Source organism: Lentibacillus halophilus (genome assembly GCF_055395055.1).
Genome location: NZ_AP043750.1, coordinates 2,407,510 through 2,423,680, shown reverse-complemented (window position 1 = coordinate 2,423,680; position 16,171 = coordinate 2,407,510). Strand labels below are relative to the sequence as shown.

The following is a 16,171-nucleotide window of genomic DNA, read 5'->3' as shown; positions in this document are numbered from 1 at the left end:
CTTAAGTTTTATAAACGATGTTCCGCTGTCCGTAGTGCGATATGAGCATTGGTTTGGAAGGAGTGAAACAGGATGCAAAACATACTTGAAGAAGTGACAAAAGATCAGCTTCGTACCGATCATCCTGAGTTCCGTGCGGGTGACACGGTTAAAGTTCACGTTCGAGTTGTAGAAGGAAGCCGTGAGCGTATTCAGGTGTTTCAAGGTGTCGTTATCAAACGTCAAGGCGGTGGAATTAGCGAAACATTCACTGTAAGAAAGATTTCTTACGGAATTGGTGTCGAGCGTACATTCCCATTGCATTCACCTCGTGTTGCGAAAATCGACGTTTCCCGCCGCGGCCTTGTTCGTCGTGCGAAACTTTACTATCTTCGTAATTTGCGCGGAAAAGCAGCGCGTATTAAGGAACGCCGCTAGATTCGCCAATAGAATGACTGATGAAAAGGGGCTTGGTTATTTTACACAAGCTCCTTTTTGCTTCTTAAGCATGGTTAATATAAGCGTATCACAATACGCAGGACGTTACCCTGTGGAAATAAAACACATCATGCTATAATAACAGACATAATAATAAACAAGCTATATATAGACTGTTACAGGCGGTGGGATTATGACGGAACGGAAGAGGGAATGGATTGACTGGGTAAAAGCGTTGCTGATTGCATTTGGTATAGCGTTTATAGTACGAACGTTCTTTTTTGCCCCTATTGTTGTTGATGGTCCCTCAATGATGCCGACATTGCATGATGGTGATCAAATGATTGTTAATAAATTTATTTATGATATACAGGAACCCGAGCGGTTTGATATCGTTGTGTTCCATGCATCAGACAAAAAAGATTTTATTAAACGTGTTATTGGTTTGCCGGGCGAACATGTTGCCGTTAAAGATGATAATTTATATATCGATGGAGACAAAAGAAAAGAACCCTTTTTACAGGAACGAAAAGAAGATATGCATTCCTATCAGACATTGACAGGTGATTTTCAGCTTGAAGATCTTCCTGGTGGATACGAAACCATTCCGGACGGTTATGTGTTGGTATTGGGAGATAATCGCAATAACTCCACAGACAGCCGAATGTTGGGGCTTGTTTCGATGGATCGGGTTGTCGGACAGACCAGTTTCATTTACTGGCCGCTTGATCGAATGCGAATAATACATGATTAGGAGGATGGATGTTGCCAATACAATGGTTTCCGGGTCATATGGCTAAAGCAAAACGTGAAGCAGAGGAGAACGTGCAACTAGTGGATTTTGTAATGGAGCTTGTCGATGCCCGCGCACCTTTATCCTCCCAAAATCCAATGCTTCAGGATATTTTACATCAGAAGCCAAAAATGATCGTCATGATGAAAAAAGACCTCGCAGATGCTTCGATGACAGATCGGTGGATTGCTTATTTTAATGATCAGGGAATGTCCGCTATTGCCGTTGATGTTAATGATCAAGCCGATATGAAGCAGGTCGTTCAAACCGGTCAGGAACTTGGTCAGGAAAAACAGAACAAGCTAAAAAAGAAAGGTGTGAATCCGCGTTCTCCTAGGGCGATGATTCTCGGTATACCGAATGTGGGGAAGTCGACGTTGATTAATCGTCTAGCCCATAAGAAAATTGCCCAAATCGGTGACAAACCAGGTGTGACCAAAAAGCAGCAATGGATTAAGGTGAAAGGTGACCTTGAGTTATTAGATACACCCGGAATTCTATGGCCCAAGTTTGAAGAAGAAATCATTGGTTACAGGCTAGCAGCTATTGGTACGATTAAAGATCAGCTGTTGCCGTTGGACGATGTCGTTGCATTTGTCATTCAGTATATGCAGGAACATTATCCTGGGCCATTGCTGGAACGATACGGAATTGATCGTGACATGCACGACATGTGGGACATATTTGTAACGATCGGAAAACAACGTGGTGCCTTGGAAAGCGGCGGGAATGTTAATTTTGAAAAAGTGTCCGGTTTGGTTCTCAATGATTTGCGTGCAGGAAAACTTGGTCATTTAACAATGGAGACACCTCCGCAATAGATGAATAAAAATCTATCGCTGGAGTGTTTTTATTTCCTTTGTATCAGTAGCATGACATACACATTTCGATAGGATAAACGCTATTCCAGTTTTCTATAATGAAACAAACAAGAGACGAAGGTGATTCGTTTGAAAAAGCAATCCATTGGTGTATTAAAACAATCATTGGAAGCAGATGAATTGGATCAGGCATACATAAATGCATTGAAATCAGATGAACGCAAAGGAGTACAGCAGCTGATTCAACGGTATGAGCGAAAAAAGTTGAAGGAAAAGGCACTTGAAGAACATTTTAACCGCATGTCTCGGAATGAAAAGAGACATTATGCCAATGGCTGTACTTATATAGCAGGAGTGGATGAAGCCGGGCGTGGTCCGTTAGCAGGTCCGGTTGTCGCTGCGGCAGTTATATTGCCGCATGATTTTAAATTGCTCGGACTGAATGACTCCAAGCAGTTGAATGAACGAACGCGCCACGAATTCGCTCACTTGATCAAAAAGAATGCTGTCAGCTATAGCATTGCAATGATTGATAATCAAACAATCGATGACATCAATATCTATCAAGCTACGAAAAGGGCTATGCATGGTGTGGTCAAGCAGCTTGATCCTTCACCGGACCACGTCATGATTGATGCTGTTTCTGTTGATAACCTGCCGTGCACGTCCGAAGCGATAACGAAAGGGGACCAGGAAAGCATATCTATTGCAGGGGCAAGTATTTTAGCGAAGGTCACTCGGGATCATTTCATGAAAAAATTACATGAGCAGTATCCGGCATTCGGGTTTGCATCCAATATGGGCTACGGCACAAAACAGCATCTTGACATGCTGAAGGAACAGGGAATATCACCGTATCATCGCAGATCATTTTCGCCTGTACAGAATGCTCTTAGCCAGTAGAATAACAATGACGTTTACATAACCATTTGATTGTCAGGTGCATTAAGACATATGTTGATGAGAATCGCTATTTCTTGTGCAAATACCAGTTTTTTTATACAATAACAATGTAGTGAAATTTGATGGGAGGATGAATTTATGAACATTCATGAGTATCAAGGCAAAGATATCTTACGCGAATCCGGCGTGAGTGTTCCGAATGGGTATGTGGCATATACGGTCGACGAAGCAGTAGAAGCATCTAATAAATTAAAGGGCAATATTACCGTTGTGAAAGCGCAAATCCATGCCGGCGGACGCGGGAATGCCGGTGGTGTTAAAATTGCCAAAAATTCGGATGATGTGCGTACATATGCCGATGACATATTAGGCAAACAGTTAGTGACACACCAGACAGGCCCGGAAGGCAAAGAAGTGACGCGTTTGCTCATAGAGGAAGGCAGCGATATTCAAAACGAATATTACGTTGGACTTGTACTGGATCGTGCGACTTCCCGTGTAGTGATGATGGCTTCAGAGGAAGGCGGCACGGAGATTGAAGACGTGGCTGCCGAAACCCCGGAAAAAATCTTTAAAGAAGTCATTGATCCAGTGGTCGGGCTTTCCGGTTATCAAGCACGGAGACTCGCATTTAACATTAACATTCCGGACGAACTAATCGGCAAAGCAGCCAAATTTATGATCGGTCTTTACAACGTATTTGTTGAAAAAGATTGCTCCATTGCTGAAATCAATCCGCTTGTTACGACTGGTGACGGTGAAGTGATGGCACTGGATGCGAAATTGAACTTTGATGACAATGCATTGTTCCGTCATAAAGATATTGCTGAATTGCGTGACTTGGATGAAGAAGATGAGAAAGAGATCGAAGCTTCCAAATACGACTTGAGTTACGTAGCACTGGATGGAAATATTGGTTGTATGGTTAATGGCGCAGGGCTAGCCATGTCCACGATGGATATTATCAAATATTACGGCGGCGAACCGGCAAATTTCCTTGACGTTGGTGGTGGTGCAACAGCTGAAAAAGTCACTGAGGCATTTAAAATTATTTTGTCCGATGACAATGTCAAAGGCATTTTTGTCAATATTTTCGGTGGCATCATGAAATGTGATGTCATTGCAGAAGGTGTCGTTGAAGCTACAAAACAAGTAGGTCTTGACATTCCGCTTGTGGTGCGTCTGGAAGGAACGAACGTCGAATGGGGCAAACAAATTCTGGACGAGTCAGGCTTGAACATCACATCTGCCGGTTCCATGGCTGATGGCGCCGAAAAGATTGTTTCTGCGGTTAAAAACTGAAAGTAGTGAATCATTTATTGATTACATCAGAAAGGACGGACGAAGATGAGTGTATATGTAAATGAAGATACAAAAGTTATTGTCCAGGGAATCACTGGCGGCACGGCTAAATTTCATACGAAACAAATGCTCGAATACGGAACAAAGGTTGTCGGCGGTGTTACGCCCAAAAAAGGCGGAACTGAAGTAGAAGGTGTTCCGGTATACAATACAGTGAAGGATGCTGTTGACTCAACTGGTGCTAATGCGTCTGTCGTTTACGTCCCGGCTCCGGCTGCGGCGGATGCTATTTTGGAAGCGGTGGATGCCGAACTGGATTTGGTTATATGCATCACTGAACATATTCCGGTTATGGACATGGTTAAAGTAAAACGGGCTATGAAAGGCAAAAAAACGCGTCTTGTCGGTCCAAACTGCCCAGGTGTTATTACGGCTGATGAATGCAAAATTGGCATTATGCCGGGATACATCCATAAGAAAGGTCATATCGGCGTTATATCGCGTTCCGGCACATTGACTTACGAAGCTGTACACCAGCTATCAGAAGCCGGTTATGGTCAGACAACGGCCGTCGGTATCGGTGGAGACCCTGTAAACGGCACCAGTTTCATTGATGCTCTGCAGGATTTTAATGACGATCCAGAAACAGAAGCAGTCGTCATGATTGGTGAGATTGGCGGTACAGCTGAAGAAGAGGCAGCCGAATGGGTAAAGGCAAATATGAATAAACCCGTTGTTGGCTTTATTGGTGGAGCGACAGCACCTCCAGGAAAACGAATGGGTCATGCTGGAGCCATCATTTCGGGCGGTAAAGGAACGGCAGAAGAAAAGATCCGTACGATGAATGAAGCAGGCATTAAGACCGCTTCCACACCGGCTGACATTGGTGACACCATGATTGGCGTACTAAAAGAAAATGGTTTGCAGGAAAAATGCAAAACACATTAGTGGTTTTGAAGGAACCCAGGAATGCTATATTTGCTTTCCGGGTTCCACCTATATTATGCTGAATGCTATTTAGTTATCCACATACAATAATATAAAAAAGGTAGTGATTCATTGGAAACATTTCGTGAACGGCTCATTCATATAACCCGATGCCGTGGTATCAGCCGCAGGACTGTACGTGCGTTTATACGCTGCGACCCCACACTCAAAACATTTTATCAACGTTCGTCTTCCAACATCAGTCAGTTCTTCTCGTTGCCATCCAAAAAAGCCGCTAAATTTCATTCCGATCTTCGTAATCCCGATCTGAAATCGCAAATAAAACATGAACAGACCTATTGCAAATTAATAACCATCGTTGACGATATCTATCCATCTGTGTTAAAAACTATTAAAGATGCGCCACTTGTGCTTTACGCTATGGGAGACACCAATTTATTAACCCACCAGCCCATGCTCAGTGTGATTGGTACGAGAAAGCCATCAACAGAAGCAATGCCTAAAATGAAACGATATTTGGTCCCACTTATTCAGGAAGGATGGCTTATCGTCAGTGGCATGGCCATGGGCATTGACAGCTATGCACATCATCTTGCTTTGAATCACCAAGGAAAAACCATTGCCGTACTGGGAAGTGGATTCGATTATGTCTACCCAAAGCAGCATATACAGTTGTTCAGGCAAATTGCAGCAAAAGGATTGGTTTTATCCGAATACCCTCCGAACACTTCACCTGAACGCTATCATTTCCCTGAACGCAATCGAATCATCAGTGGACTGTCATTCGGTACGTTTGTTATTGAAGCAATGGAACGCAGTGGAACATTGATTACAGTTGACCAAGCTCTGGACCAAGGAAGAGATGTATATGCACTCCCCGGTTCCCCGCTTGCCGAACACGCAAAAGGCTGTAATCGAATGATTCAGGACGGTGCAAAATTAGTACTGGATTCATCAGATATTGTCGACGACTGGAAGCAAATGGAATTTTACTGGAACATATAGACGTTCGAAGCGACATATCATAGTTGACAAACGAAAACTGACTATTTACTATTAGTGAAGATTTCCAATGTTGAATAGGATTTGCAATACACACCTCTATAAATGCGTCCTGATGTGGGAGGAGAACATATGTCAGATTATCTTGTGATCGTGGAATCGCCGGCAAAGGCGAAAACGATCGAACGTTATTTGGGAAAAAAATACAAGGTGAAAGCATCCATGGGACATGTTCGGGATTTACCGAAAAGTCGAATGGCTGTAGATCCGGATAATCAATTTCAACCGAAATATATAACAATCCGCGGAAAAGGGGATGTTTTAAAAGATTTAAAATCCGCCGCGAAAAAGTCCAAAAAAGTTTTTTTAGCAGCAGACCCCGATCGAGAAGGCGAAGCTATTGCTTGGCATTTGGCATATGCACTCAACGTTGACCAAGACTCGAAATGCCGAGTTGTTTTTAATGAAATTACGAAAGATGCGATTAAAGAATCATTTAAAAATCCACGATCTATTGACTATGACCTGGTCAATTCTCAACAGGCTCGACGGATTCTTGACAGGCTTGTTGGCTACAACATCAGCCCCTTACTTTGGAAAAAAGTTAAAAAAGGATTGAGTGCCGGGCGGGTACAATCAGTCGCTGTGAAAATGATTATTGAACGGGAAAAAGAAATCCAAAATTTTAAGCCGGAAGAATATTGGTCCATAGAAGCTGACTTTCAGAAGGAATCCGAACATTTTGAAGGATCTTTTTATGGAGTGGAAGGCAAGAAACAAGAACTGAAATCAGAATCGGATGTGCGAACAATCACTGACAGTTTGGACGGAAAGACATTTTCAGTCGATAAAGTGAATCGACGCGAACGCAGACGTAATCCTGCCAAACCATTCACTACATCTTCCTTGCAACAGGAAGCGGCTCGAAAACTGAATTTCCGGGCCAAAAAGACCATGATGGTTTCCCAGCAATTATACGAAGGGATTGATCTAGGCAAAAAGGCAGGTGGAATTACCGGACTCGTCACGTATATGCGCACAGATTCAACGCGCATATCCAATACAGCCAAACAGGAAGCCGCAACTTATATTGAAGAAAATTATGGTAAGAAGTTTCTCGGCGCTTCCGGGCAGTCGAAACAACAGCAAGGCGCACAAGATGCTCATGAAGCAGTCAGACCTACTTCCGTCGGACGTGATCCGCAGTCGCTTAAGCCAATTTTATCAAGGGATCAATACCGTCTTTATAAACTGATCTGGGAACGATTCCTTGCAAGTCAAATGGCACCAGCTATCATGGATACCATGACGGTTCATTTGCTCAATAATGGGGTTGAATTCCGGGCAACAGGCTCAAAAATAAAGTTTAAAGGTTTTACGAAGGTATACGTTGAAGGAACCGATGATAAGAAAAAAGACGAAAATAAATTTTTGCCCGAATTGACTGAAGGTATGACTGTTGAGGCAAATAACATCACACCAAATCAACATTTCACTCAGCCTCCGCCAAGGTATACAGAGGCAAGGCTTGTCCGGACCATGGAAGAACAGGGAATCGGACGACCTTCAACCTATGCCCCCACACTGGATACGATTCAGCGCAGAGGTTATGTGCAACTGGATAATAAACGGTTTGTTCCAACTGAATTGGGAGAAATTGTTACTGATATATTGAAAGAGTTTTTCCCAAAGGTTATCGATCTTGATTTCACTGTTAAACTGGAAGAGGATTTGGACGCCGTTGAAGAAGGAAAAGCTGAATGGGTTCAGGTTTTGGATGAATTTTATGTTGATTTCCGAAAGCGGCTGGAAAAAGCAGAAGAGGAAATGGAAAAAGTGGAAATTCGTGATGAACCTGCCGGAGTTAATTGTGAACATTGCGGCCATGAAATGGTTTATAAAATGGGCCGATATGGTAAATTTATGGCCTGTTCGAACTTTCCGGATTGCCGTAACACGAAACCGATTCTTAAAAAAATTGGTGTAACGTGTCCGCGCTGTCAACAAGGGGATGTTGTCGAACGCACGTCCAAAAAGAACAGAAAGTTTTTTGGATGTGACCGTTATCCGGAGTGTGAATTCATATCATGGGATAAACCTATCTCCAGACCATGTCCAAAATGCAGTTCATTCATGGTTGAGAAAAAGACAAAGAAAGAAACACGTGTGCAATGCACAAACTGTGATTATAGGGAAACCGAAGAGAACTGACCGCTGTGGACCCACGGCGGTCAGTTCTCTACTGTGGTAGTTAAACGAGCCAGAAAGTATTGTGAATGATTAACCATTGAACAATCATATTAGAAATACATTTATTGTTTTTCATCCATAAACTCTTATACTTTCTCCTTCAACGTGCTACATGTGAAAGTAAGAGGAAACATCTGTCTATCAATGGATAGTAACCTCACTGATTAATGTTTCACTTTATTGACTATCATATGGGAAACAGATATAATTGCGCATTGGTAAGGTGATTTGCTTGACAGTTTTATTCAGGTTGCGTTTTAATAGTGTTTGGTTCAAAGACCTCCCTTTAAAGGGTTTGCACATGTTTCTGAATTTTGTTACAATTTCGTTAAGTTTATTGCCTTACATGCTTACGTATGATATGCTCTATTCGTTGTTTTTTGGGGTGACATAGTGAAACAATTTTCAGAGTTGACAAAAGCATTTGTAGCGTATTTACAAATTGAGAAGAACGCGTCACCATATACCATTACGTATTATACGGATGATCTTGAAACATTTTATCTTTTTTTACATCGGGAAGGGATTACAAACCTGCAGGATGTGGATTACCGGGTTATCCGAACCTTTTTAACGTCTTTGTATAACCAAAAGTTGGGCAGGCGGTCTGTTTCGAGGAAAATTTCGAGTTTGAAGAGTTTTTTCAGGTTTTTGGAACGGGAAGAGAATATATATGGCAATCCCTTCCTCCATATCAACCTCCCCGTAGCTGAAAAAGCGATTCCTGGATTTCTGTATATGGAGGAACTCGAGAAACTTTTTGAAGTAAATGACTTAAGCGATCCAATTGGACAGCGTAATCAAGCTCTTATTGAAACACTTTATGCAACCGGGATTCGTGTCAGTGAATGCCAGCGCATGCGGCTTTCAGATATTGATTTTACCATCGGGACTATGTTCATCAAGGGAAAAGGAAGCAAAGAACGGTATATTCCATTTGGACGTTTTGCGGAAATAGCACTTGAAACATACATAGATGATGGACGAAAACAACTGCTGAAAAAGGCTTCTGCATCTACACCCGGAGACGCTGTTTTTTTAAATAACAGAGGCGGTGCACTAACTGCAAGAGGCATCCGTGTCATTTTGGACAAAATGGTTGAAAAAGCTGCTCTTACTGTTCATGTGCATCCGCATAAACTGCGGCACACATTTGCTACCCATATGCTGAACGAAGGTGCTGATCTCCGAACGGTCCAGGAATTACTGGGACATGAGAATCTAGCCTCAACACAAATTTATACACATGTAACCAAAGATCGACTGCGCAGTGTATATATGAACAGTCATCCGCGAGCAAAGGATCAATAATTATAAAGAGGTGATGATCGTGACATCTGAGATGCATGCAACGACCATATTTGCCCTTAGGCATAATGGACAATGTGCTATGAGTGGTGATGGGCAAGTTACCTTGGGAGATGCAACCATCATGAAACACACAGCCCAAAAAGTCCGAACACTATATAATAATCAGGTTCTGGCGGGGTTTGCCGGTTCAGTGGCGGATGCATTTACATTGTTTGAGAAATTTGAAGGAAAACTGAAGGAATTTGACGGCAATCTTGCCAAATCAGCTGTTGAATTGGCTAAAGAATGGCGCAGTGATAAAGTCCTCCGAAAACTGGAGGCCATGCTTATTGTCATGAATAAAGATAAGATGTTTCTGGTTTCCGGGACTGGAGAAGTTATTGAACCGGATGATGACATTCTCGCCATCGGTTCAGGCGGGAACTTTGCACTCAGTGCCGGAAGAGCTTTGGTTCGGTATTCAAGCAATCTGACAGCCAAGGAGGTTGCCCGGGCTGCTTTGGAGATTGCTGGTGAGGTTTGTGTATACACCAATAATCAGATTACCCTGGAGGTTCTTGATTAGTAAGGAGGCTTTTGTTTATGGGTATTCATTATACACCGAAACAAATCGTTGATCAGCTTGATAGCTATATCGTCGGCCAGGCGGATGCCAAGAAGTCTGTAGCCATAGCTTTGAGGAATAGATACCGGCGTACGAAGCTTGATGAGCAAATAAAAGATGAAATTGTTCCTAAAAACATTTTGATGATTGGTCCGACCGGTGTCGGTAAAACAGAAATTGCCCGCCGTATGGCGAAAATGGTTCATGCCCCTTTTGTTAAAGTCGAAGCGACAAAATTTACCGAAGTTGGGTATGTCGGACGTGATGTGGAATCCATGGTACGTGATCTTGTGGAAATGGCTCTTCGCATGGTTAAAGAAGAAAAAATGGAAAACGTGAAGGATAAAGCACGTGAAGAAGCGAACAAAAGTCTCGTTCAACTACTTGTTCCACAGGCAAAGAAGCAATCCAATATGAAGAATCCGTTTGAAATGTTATTTTCTTCACAAGATGATGACCAACAGGATGATGAGTCATCAGACAACGATGAAGACACTCGAAATAAACGGAAACAAGTGGAACATCAGTTATCAATGGGTGAATTGGAAGATCATCAAGTAACCATTGAAATAGACGAACAGCAACCTTCCATGTTTGATATGTTACAGGGTTCTGGAATGGAACAAATGGGTATGAATATGCAAGATGCACTCAGTCAATTTATGCCGAAAAAGAAAAAGAAACGGACACTTCCTGTCTCAGAAGCCAGAGACGTTTTGACACAGCAGGAAGCTCAGAAGCTTATTGATATGGAAGAGGCGGCTGAAGAAGCCATTGACCGTGCCGAACAGACAGGCGTTCTCTTTATTGATGAAATTGATAAAGTTTCCGGTAAAGAGGACAATTCTGGGAACGTTTCCCGTGAAGGGGTGCAACGTGATATTCTTCCCATTGTCGAGGGGTCGACGATTGTCACCAAACATGGTCCGGTAAAAACCGATCATATGCTTTTCATTGCTGCAGGCGCCTTCCATACAGCAAAGCCATCTGACTTAATACCGGAATTGCAGGGAAGATTTCCAATACGTGTGGAACTTGACAAACTGGCTGTCGAAGATTTTAAGCGTATATTGAAAGAGCCATCGAATGCATTGTTGAAACAATATTCAGCATTATTAAAAACGGAAGGTATAAATGTTGTGTTCACCGACCAAGCTGTGGATAGATTGGCGGAAATTGCTTTTCAAGTGAATCAAGAAACCGATAATATTGGTGCAAGACGGCTTCACACGATTATGGAAAAATTGTTGGAAGATTTATCATTTGAGGCTCCTGAGATTACGATGGAAACTGTTGAAATTACCGATTCCTACGTTGATGAGAAATTAAAAAATATTGTAAATGATAAAGATTTGAGTCAGTTCATTCTCTAAAATGGAATGACAACGAAATGGAGGAAAAATTATGGAACTATTACACCGTGCAAGAAAAATTAATGCCATGCTGCAGAAAACGACAGGAAAATCAGTTGATTTTAATGATATGTCCGCAACATTAAGAGATGCGATTATAGGCAATGTGTTTATTGTCAGCCGACGCGGAAAGCTACTCGGGGTGGCGATTAACCAAGAGATTGAAAACGAGCGCATGAAAACCGTGCTTGAAGAAAGGCAATTCCCTGAAGAATATACAAATGGCTTATTCAATTTTAATGAAACGACGTCCAATCTTGGTATTGACAGTCCGTACACGGCATTTCCTGAAGAAAACCGCGAACTGTTTCAAAGCGGACTAACCACTATTGTTCCCATCATCGGCGGCGGTGAACGACTCGGAACACTCGTATTAAGCAGACTGACCGATCAATTTAATAATGATGATCTGCTTCTTGCTGAATATGGTGCCACAGTGGTTGGAATGGAAATATTGCATGAAAAAACGGAAGAAATTGAAATGGAAGCCAGAAGCAAAGCTGTCGTGCAAATGGCCATAAGTTCACTATCGTATAGTGAGCTGGAAGCCATTGATCATATTTTTGAGGAACTTAATGGTAAGGAAGGACTCCTTGTTGCAAGTAAAATAGCAGACCGGGTCGGTATCACGAGATCGGTAATTGTTAATGCTCTCAGAAAACTTGAAAGTGCTGGCGTCATTGAATCACGGTCCCTTGGCATGAAGGGAACGTATATCAAGGTATTGAATGACAAATTTCTGGTTGAACTTGATAAGCTTCGTTCAAGGTAAACATCAACAATGACACACAAAAACAGCTATCAAAAAGGTAGCTGTTTTTTGTGGCAGTTGTATCAAAAGCATTGAACCGACGTGTCAAAGATTATCTAAAAATGCCGGAACAATAACGAACTGAGAGAATATTATATATCTGGTGAACTATCATGTAAAATGAAATCCGGTAATGTTCAATTCCGGGATAATCACCAGCGAAAAATGGCACGTTAATAAAACGGTGATAAAATTTCAAAACAATGCCTAACATAACCCTTGATTGGTTATTCTTGTTATGATATATTTATTTTTGGTGTAAGACTGTGTTTAACTCAGGAATAAACACAAATCAAATACACACGCCAAGTGATTTGTATCATTGGTGCCATTTGTTGAGAGCAATGTTCAGTTTATCAATATGGTCATAATACAAAGATGATCTTGAGCGGAGGAAAAACCATTAGGAGGAATGGATTATGTCAGTCATTTCAATGAAGCAACTGCTAGAAGCCGGTGTGCACTTCGGTCACCAGACACGCCGATGGAATCCGAAGATGAAAAAATATATCTTCACGGAGCGTAACGGCATTTACATTATTGACCTGCAAAAAACGGTCAAAAAGGTTGAAGAAGCTTACAATTATGTGCGAGATATTGCAGCCAATGGTGGCTCCATCTTATTTGTCGGAACGAAAAAACAAGCACAGGATTCTGTCCGAGATGAAGCAACGCGTTCAGGTATGTTTTATATGAATCAACGCTGGTTGGGCGGAACGCTTACGAACTTCCAGACTATACGCACGCGTATTAACCGTTTGAAGGATATTGAACGTATGGAAGAAGATGGAACATTTGAGTTACTTCCGAAAAAAGAAGTGATGGGTCTTAGAAAAGAGGAAGACCGACTTGTTAAATTCTTGGGTGGAATCAAAGAAATGGACAAACTTCCGGATGCCATGTTTGTTATTGATCCGCGTAAAGAACGAATTGCCATTGCGGAGGCGCATAAATTGAACATCCCGATTATTGCTATGGTTGATACCAACTGCGATCCGGATGAAATTGACTATGTCATTCCCGCAAATGACGATGCCATCCGTGCTGTTAAGCTGATGACGTCCAAAATGGCGGATGCTGTCCTTGAAGTGAAACAAGGAGAGGAAACAGAAGATGTGGAAACAGAGGAACAAGCCCAAGCCGTTCCTGCTGGAGACACTGAAGCTGAATCAGAAACAGATAATGAGTAAAAGGTGAGAGGATAGGTGATAAGGGGATGCGAGCCTTTTATCACCTTTTTTTAAGAGTAATTGACGATGATTATAATACAAAAGGAGGAAATACGATGGCAATAACAGCAAAACTTGTTAAAGATTTGCGTGAAAAAACAGGTGCCGGCATGATGGACTGCAAGAAAGCACTTCAAGAAACAGATGGTGATATGGATAAAGCAATGGAGTTTTTGCGGGAGAAAGGAATGGCCAAAGCAGCTAAAAAAGCTGATCGCATTGCTGCTGAAGGAGCCGCACATATTGAAGTGAGCAATAATACGGCTGTTCTTTTGGAAGTCAATTGCGAAACGGATTTTGTTGTTAAAAACGATCAGTTTAAAGCATTGCTCAGTGAGCTTGGGAAGCATATTCTCAAACAAAAACCCGAAACCGTTGAGGAGGCACTGCAGCAAGAACTTCAAGGTGACGGCGAAACCGTCGAGAAATATATTAACGCTACCGTTGCGAAAATTGGTGAAAAAATCTCGCTGCGTCGTTTTACATTGTTGAATAAAACGGATAATGATACGTTTGGTGCATACACTCATATGGACGGAAGCATCGGCGTTTTGACATTGCTTGAAGGGACAACAGATGCAGATACTGCCAAAGATATTGCTATGCATGCAGCAGCTGTCAGCCCGAGCTACGTATCACGCGACGATGTACCAGAAGAAGAAGTTAATAAAGAACGAGATGTATTGAAGACACAAGCGATGAATGAAGGCAAGCCCGAGCATATCGTCGATAAAATGGTTGAAGGACGTCTCGGCAAATATTTTGAGGAAATCTGCCTGCTTGAACAGGATTTTGTGAAAGATCAGGATCAAAAAGTGAAACAATATATTGACGGTAAAAATGCGTCACTTAAAACCTTTGTCCGGTACGAAGTTGGCGAAGGAATGGAAAAACGTCAAGAAAACTTTGCTGAAGAAGTTAAGAACCAAATGAAAAATTAAAACGACTAAACGACACAGGGAACCCGGTATAGGCGTTCCCTATGTCGTTAAAAGCGGTTTGCAAACGCTTATGAATGCTTGCTGATAATATGACGTTTGATGGAGGTACGTATGACAACAGCTCATTACCGTAGAATTGTGTTAAAGTTAAGTGGAGAAGCATTACGTGGCACCCATGGATATGGAATTGAACCGCAAGTCATTCAGTCGATTGCAGCACAAGTGAGGGAAGTCGCTGAACTTGGTGTAGAAGTTGCTGTCGTTGTCGGCGGCGGTAACATTTGGCGCGGCAAGGTAGGCAGTGAAATGGGGATGGATCGTGCTACTGCTGATTACATGGGAATGCTTGCTACCATCATGAATTCACTGGCGCTTCAGGACAGTTTGGAAAAAGGCGGCATTCCAACTCGAGTGCAAACATCCATAGAAATGAGGCAAGTTGCCGAACCATACATAAGGAGAAAAGCAATCCGTCATCTTGAAAAGAAACGTGTTGTCATTTTCGCCGCTGGTACAGGCAATCCTTATTTTTCAACAGATACAACAGCTGCACTGCGGGCTGCTGAAATTGAAGCTGAAGTCATTCTGATGGCCAAAAACAGTGTTGATGGTGTATATTCGGATGACCCGAAAGTGAACAAGGACGCTGAAAAGTATACAGAGATTTCTTATATGCAAATGCTTAACGAAGGACTCGGGGTTATGGATTCGACAGCATCATCGTTGTGCATGGACAATGATATCAAACTTATTGTCTTTTCAATTATGGAAAAAGGTAACATTAAACGTGTTCTACAAGGCGAACCAATTGGTACAATGATAAGGGGGAATAAATGATGGCTGATGATATAGTAAAAGAAGCGAAGAGCAAAATGGAACAAGCTGTACAATCTTTCTCTAAAAGTTTGGCAACGGTCAGAGCCGGACGTGCCAATCCTGCTATTTTGGACGGTGTAAAAGTTGATTACTACGGTGCCATGACGCCACTTAACCAGCTGGCCAATATTTCTGCGCCAGAAGCAAGACTGTTGGTTATCACCCCATTTGACAAGTCATCGATTTCTAATATTGAAAAAGCCATTCAAAAAGCTGACCTTGGATTGTCTCCTTCAAGTGATGGCAGTGTTATCCGCATCAACATTCCAACATTGACAGAAGAACGCCGCAAAGAACTGGGTAAAATTGTTGGGAAATATGCTGAAGACTCACGTGTACAGGTTCGCAACGTCCGCCGTGAAGCTAATGATCAACTTAAAAAAGCCGAAAAAAATGGCGATTTGACCGAAGACGATCTAAAAAACGAACAAGATAATGTTCAAAAAGAAACGGATCAACAAATTGGCAAAATTGACGCCCTTGTAAAAGAGAAAGAAAAAGAAATATTGGAGATATAACGTAATGGTATACCATTTATGAGCAACGACAGC

16 protein-coding genes are annotated in these 16,171 nt (G+C 42.1%); all 16 read left to right on the top strand.

The window, feature by feature from the left end; translation table 11 throughout:
- Positions 1–72 precede the first annotated feature (72 nt).
- The 16 genes from rplS to frr all read left to right on the top strand — a co-directional run bounded on the left by rplS (position 73) and on the right by frr (position 16,138).
- A complete protein-coding gene (gene rplS, locus ACZ5Q7_RS11985) occupies positions 73–417 on the top strand; it encodes a 50S ribosomal protein L19 (protein ID WP_343753385.1) in 345 nt (114 codons plus the stop codon).
- Between the two features lie 193 nt (positions 418–610).
- Positions 611–1,171, top strand: a complete 561-nt coding sequence (gene lepB, locus ACZ5Q7_RS11980) for a signal peptidase I (protein ID WP_343753383.1) — start codon at positions 611–613, stop codon at positions 1,169–1,171.
- Between the two features lie 11 nt (positions 1,172–1,182).
- A complete protein-coding gene (gene ylqF, locus ACZ5Q7_RS11975) occupies positions 1,183–2,031 on the top strand; it encodes a ribosome biogenesis GTPase YlqF (RefSeq protein ID WP_343753381.1) in 849 nt (282 codons plus the stop codon).
- 129 nt (positions 2,032–2,160) lie between these two features.
- The gene (locus tag ACZ5Q7_RS11970) at positions 2,161–2,934 is read left to right on the top strand and encodes a ribonuclease HII (protein ID WP_425542378.1); all 774 of its coding nucleotides are present in this window, start codon (positions 2,161–2,163) and stop codon (positions 2,932–2,934) included.
- 138 nt (positions 2,935–3,072) lie between these two features.
- On the top strand, positions 3,073–4,236 hold the full coding sequence (sucC, locus tag ACZ5Q7_RS11965; protein WP_343753377.1) for an ADP-forming succinate--CoA ligase subunit beta: 1,164 nt from the start codon (positions 3,073–3,075) through the stop codon (positions 4,234–4,236).
- Positions 4,237–4,281: 45 nt separating this feature from the next.
- On the top strand, positions 4,282–5,184 hold the full coding sequence (gene sucD / locus ACZ5Q7_RS11960) for a succinate--CoA ligase subunit alpha (protein WP_343753375.1): 903 nt from the start codon (positions 4,282–4,284) through the stop codon (positions 5,182–5,184).
- A 111-nt stretch (positions 5,185–5,295) separates the two neighbouring features.
- On the top strand, positions 5,296–6,189 hold the full coding sequence (gene dprA / locus ACZ5Q7_RS11955) for a DNA-processing protein DprA (protein WP_343753373.1): 894 nt from the start codon (positions 5,296–5,298) through the stop codon (positions 6,187–6,189).
- 129 nt (positions 6,190–6,318) lie between these two features.
- Positions 6,319–8,397 (top strand): type I DNA topoisomerase, encoded by a 2,079-nt coding sequence (gene topA / locus ACZ5Q7_RS11950; protein WP_343753371.1) that lies wholly within the window; start codon positions 6,319–6,321, stop codon positions 8,395–8,397.
- Between the two features lie 432 nt (positions 8,398–8,829).
- Positions 8,830–9,747: a tyrosine recombinase XerC gene (xerC, locus tag ACZ5Q7_RS11945; RefSeq protein ID WP_343753369.1), complete on the top strand. Its 918-nt coding sequence runs from the start codon at positions 8,830–8,832 to the stop codon at positions 9,745–9,747.
- Between the two features lie 19 nt (positions 9,748–9,766).
- Positions 9,767–10,312: an ATP-dependent protease subunit HslV gene (gene hslV, locus ACZ5Q7_RS11940; protein ID WP_343753367.1), complete on the top strand. Its 546-nt coding sequence runs from the start codon at positions 9,767–9,769 to the stop codon at positions 10,310–10,312.
- 17 nt (positions 10,313–10,329) lie between these two features.
- The gene (gene hslU, locus ACZ5Q7_RS11935; RefSeq protein WP_343753365.1) at positions 10,330–11,724 is read left to right on the top strand and encodes an HslU--HslV peptidase ATPase subunit; all 1,395 of its coding nucleotides are present in this window, start codon (positions 10,330–10,332) and stop codon (positions 11,722–11,724) included.
- Positions 11,725–11,755: 31 nt separating this feature from the next.
- Positions 11,756–12,535 (top strand): GTP-sensing pleiotropic transcriptional regulator CodY, encoded by a 780-nt coding sequence (gene codY, locus ACZ5Q7_RS11930; RefSeq protein WP_343753363.1) that lies wholly within the window; start codon positions 11,756–11,758, stop codon positions 12,533–12,535.
- Positions 12,536–12,993: 458 nt separating this feature from the next.
- Positions 12,994–13,764: a 30S ribosomal protein S2 gene (rpsB, locus tag ACZ5Q7_RS11925; protein WP_343753361.1), complete on the top strand. Its 771-nt coding sequence runs from the start codon at positions 12,994–12,996 to the stop codon at positions 13,762–13,764.
- Between the two features lie 95 nt (positions 13,765–13,859).
- A complete protein-coding gene (gene tsf / locus ACZ5Q7_RS11920) occupies positions 13,860–14,744 on the top strand; it encodes a translation elongation factor Ts (RefSeq protein ID WP_343753359.1) in 885 nt (294 codons plus the stop codon).
- Between the two features lie 111 nt (positions 14,745–14,855).
- Positions 14,856–15,581: a UMP kinase gene (gene pyrH, locus ACZ5Q7_RS11915; RefSeq protein ID WP_343753357.1), complete on the top strand. Its 726-nt coding sequence runs from the start codon at positions 14,856–14,858 to the stop codon at positions 15,579–15,581.
- Positions 15,581–16,138 carry a ribosome recycling factor gene (gene frr / locus ACZ5Q7_RS11910; RefSeq protein WP_343753355.1) on the top strand — a complete coding sequence of 186 codons (558 nt, stop codon included), beginning with the start codon at positions 15,581–15,583 and terminating at the stop codon, positions 16,136–16,138. Before pyrH ends, frr begins: the two co-directional genes overlap by 1 nt.
- Positions 16,139–16,171: the final 33 nt, after the last annotated feature.

Coding starts and splice junctions, on each gene's coding strand:
- rpsB (WP_343753361.1), top strand. CDS start 12,994: ATGTCAGTCATTTCAATGAAGCAACTGCTAGAAGCCGGTGTGCACTTC.
- topA (WP_343753371.1), top strand. CDS start 6,319: ATGTCAGATTATCTTGTGATCGTGGAATCGCCGGCAAAGGCGAAAACG.
- tsf (WP_343753359.1), top strand. CDS start 13,860: ATGGCAATAACAGCAAAACTTGTTAAAGATTTGCGTGAAAAAACAGGT.
- frr (WP_343753355.1), top strand. CDS start 15,581: ATGGCTGATGATATAGTAAAAGAAGCGAAGAGCAAAATGGAACAAGCT.
- sucC (WP_343753377.1), top strand. CDS start 3,073: ATGAACATTCATGAGTATCAAGGCAAAGATATCTTACGCGAATCCGGC.
- hslU (WP_343753365.1), top strand. CDS start 10,330: ATGGGTATTCATTATACACCGAAACAAATCGTTGATCAGCTTGATAGC.
- pyrH (WP_343753357.1), top strand. CDS start 14,856: ATGACAACAGCTCATTACCGTAGAATTGTGTTAAAGTTAAGTGGAGAA.
- lepB (WP_343753383.1), top strand. CDS start 611: ATGACGGAACGGAAGAGGGAATGGATTGACTGGGTAAAAGCGTTGCTG.
- sucD (WP_343753375.1), top strand. CDS start 4,282: ATGAGTGTATATGTAAATGAAGATACAAAAGTTATTGTCCAGGGAATC.
- codY (WP_343753363.1), top strand. CDS start 11,756: ATGGAACTATTACACCGTGCAAGAAAAATTAATGCCATGCTGCAGAAA.
- rplS (WP_343753385.1), top strand. CDS start 73: ATGCAAAACATACTTGAAGAAGTGACAAAAGATCAGCTTCGTACCGAT.